The organism is Anaerobiospirillum succiniciproducens DSM 6400 (assembly GCF_000482845.1).
Classification (GTDB): domain Bacteria; phylum Pseudomonadota; class Gammaproteobacteria; order Enterobacterales; family Succinivibrionaceae; genus Anaerobiospirillum; species Anaerobiospirillum succiniciproducens.
Window position 1 is genome coordinate 1 of sequence record NZ_AXWV01000127.1, and the last position, 2866, is coordinate 2866.

Here is a 2866-nt window from a genome sequence, read left to right on the forward strand (position 1 = left end):
TTGTCTTGGGCGTTATAGATAAAGCCATTTTTATAGCAGATCTTAAACTTACGGCCAATGAAGCTCTTTGGCAGCGTTAAGGATGTAATTTCATTCTCATTGTCAAAGATTGAATAACGCTCAATAAACTTAACGCCTTCAGGAATCACCACATCGCCGCCCGCGCCTGAATAACGAATTAGCGTACCATCATCTGAGATCTCAAAGTCCATAGAATGTCCTCACTGCTAGTTGCCTACAGCCAAATATAATGCTGAGCCCCATCTAACCTGGATCCATTAAAGAAATATAAGGTATCACAAATAAGCCTATTCGTACCCAGAGACTAAGTACGAATCAGGTCTATCCTCTGCCAATATCTAATTGGCTTATTGGCAGATCGAGTGCCTTTACTAATTCTTTTTGTTGTTTTGAAAGAGCTGAGGTTAATACCCATTCATCATTCTGTTTCCTACATGTTATATCCATAAGTCTAGCTATAGCGCTATCTAGATCTATACGAGATTTAGTCAGATACGATCTCAGCTTGTTTTCAAGAGTTTTACGCAAGATCAGTCCAATGAATGCTAGAAACAGTTTTCCATTGATACTATCTTGATAATTAACCTGCAGGCCTTCATCTAGAATGTCATTTTTGAAGATGCTAAATGACTTCTCAACACAGTCTTTAGCCCGATAAATATCAAGCAATTCGTTAGGCGATAAGTCATTCCTAGTACAGAGCATAGCAAAACAGCCGCACAGTTCTAAAAGCTCCGAGTAATGCTTCTCTTTGAGCTCAAATCTAAGTCCATCATCTTCATTTTCATTGATATGAAAGAACTGAGAGTATAGCTTTAGCTTAGACTGAGAAAGTCTAGTTGCTGTTTTTAGCTCTTGAGCAATCTTTGCTACATATGAGTTGAGTGTTGACTCATCTCTTGCTGAAGAAAGTGGTGACTTATACATCATAAGCCTTGTATTTATACGGCCAATAGTAAACTCCTTCACACTACAACGTATAGTTTCATCATGACGCTGTATTAGCGAAGTATTTGACGATAAAGGGCTACCTCGCCAATCTAACACTTGATTTCTTATGTCTTTGCTCAGATCGAGAGGCGCTCCAACGATAAACTCGCATCCATGCTGCCTAGCTATATCAAGTGGTTCAGAGACGGCAAAGCCACCATCTAAAACTAAGGTTAGTGGAACATCTAGCTTAAGACCATTTAACCTGGCCTGCTCTAACACATAAGGCAAGTTAGTAAAGTCATTAATAGAGCCGTTATAGTAGCTAAAGAAGACTGGTAGCTTGCGTTCAATGGTGCAAAACATTCCTACATTTACCTGAGGAAGTCTTTCTTTATCGCGGTTATATCCCCATGCAACCATTGGCAACGATGTAGAGTAGTTCGATATTGATGTTACGTCGTAACAAATACAGTCATCTGCACAGCAGTATTTTGTCCACTCCTTGAAGAAGTCATTGCATTCAGCAGTGGTTATTTCCTGATAAAGCTGACTCAAGCCTTGTGATGTTATGACCCCATCAGTAAAGCACATATGCTTATCTGTGAAATGGTCGATATTTGTTAGCCCACCTGGCGCACCTGCCCCGAAAAAAGCACCAACAGCAAGTATCTTGTTTGCTAAAGCGACACCGAATGAGTTTATAAGTATTTGATCAAGAGAGTGCTCTCTAGCTAAAAAGTGACATGCGATTGAATAGCCAAAAGCAGTTTCGATTGATTTGCGCTCAATACTGACAGGTTCTTTACGCGCTTTTCGAGGACGTCCAGGCCCTTTAACTTTGGAAAAAGTTGGGGGTTGCACATTGAAGAAAGAGAAGTAGTTTGAGTTTGGATGGAACATCTTAGCTCCATCAATTGGATCTATAACCAGCCTTCCGATAAGCAATCTATCATGTTTAAGTCGCCCTTCATGTCTATAGCTCTTTATACGGTATTTGACATATGTAGTGCCTTTACCCTGCTTATATATCTCATATCTACTATCGTCTGGAAGCGGAATCGATATCTCAGTGTAAAGCATATATATTATACTCCGTATTTAGTATTTCTAGGGTATCACAGAATATAAAAAAACCTAGAACATGGTCTAGCTAAAGCATATACATTCAAGGATGTTGAGTAACGTGTTCTTCTGCTACTTAACGTTACCCAACAATAAATTTAGGGATGCAGGATCTAAGCTAAATCATAGTGATAGCAAACAACTACTTTTGTGCCGCTACAAGCTTAAAGATGACCTTCTGCTAGTCTTTTTGGTTTTGGCCTTGCTTTGAGACCCTTGTTGCCTTTCAAGGAGCATTGCTGTGGCTTCATGTGCATTGTGCTCTGTGGCCACATCTATAAGCTTACTGAGGGTTTGTTTTGATTTAATCTGCTTAGAGTTGATGATTGTATTAACTGCGCTATGACAGGAGCTCAAGATTGCTTGTTCAAATAACTCAACAAGATCTTTTGCTTTTACATCTAAAAGATCGAAGATCTTTGCAAACTCATTAGGCCCCTCCTGAATGATCACAGGAATATAGCTAGGTGGAATTGAGAAAGCCTTTCCGTCACTTGCTACCCATTCAATGAGATGAACCACACCTTGCAAATTAGTAAAGAGTTCACTATATAGCAATTCGTTAAAATTAACGTATTTAAGATACTCTTTTTCTTCTTGCATGAATCTTTGCAGGTTAGTGCCATGTGACTGTAAATAGCTGGCGATCTTAAGTTCACTGCACAGCAAAGCAAGAATGCAGATCATATTACAATCATTGTTATCTTCGATTATCAATGCCTCTCTGTCACACAAGAGCTCAAGGCACTTTAAGCGCTCATCCTCATCAAGTGGAGTCATGTTTCTTACC

Annotated in this window: 3 protein-coding genes; all 3 read right to left on the minus strand. The window is 39.4% G+C overall.

All coding sequences use genetic code 11. The annotated features are described in order from the left end of the window. The coding region (locus H524_RS15750; protein ID WP_044122281.1) for a hypothetical protein at positions 1-212 on the minus strand (212 nt) is incomplete at its 3' end. A gap of 130 nt (positions 213-342) precedes the next feature. Beyond that, a complete protein-coding gene (locus H524_RS0111770; protein ID WP_169726155.1) occupies positions 343-1854 on the minus strand; it encodes an IS1634 family transposase in 1512 nt (503 codons plus the stop codon). A 378-nt stretch (positions 1855-2232) separates the two neighbouring features. Then, positions 2233-2679 (minus strand): hypothetical protein, encoded by a 447-nt coding sequence (locus H524_RS0111775; RefSeq protein ID WP_156907610.1) that lies wholly within the window; start codon positions 2677-2679, stop codon positions 2233-2235. Positions 2680-2866 lie beyond the last annotated feature (187 nt).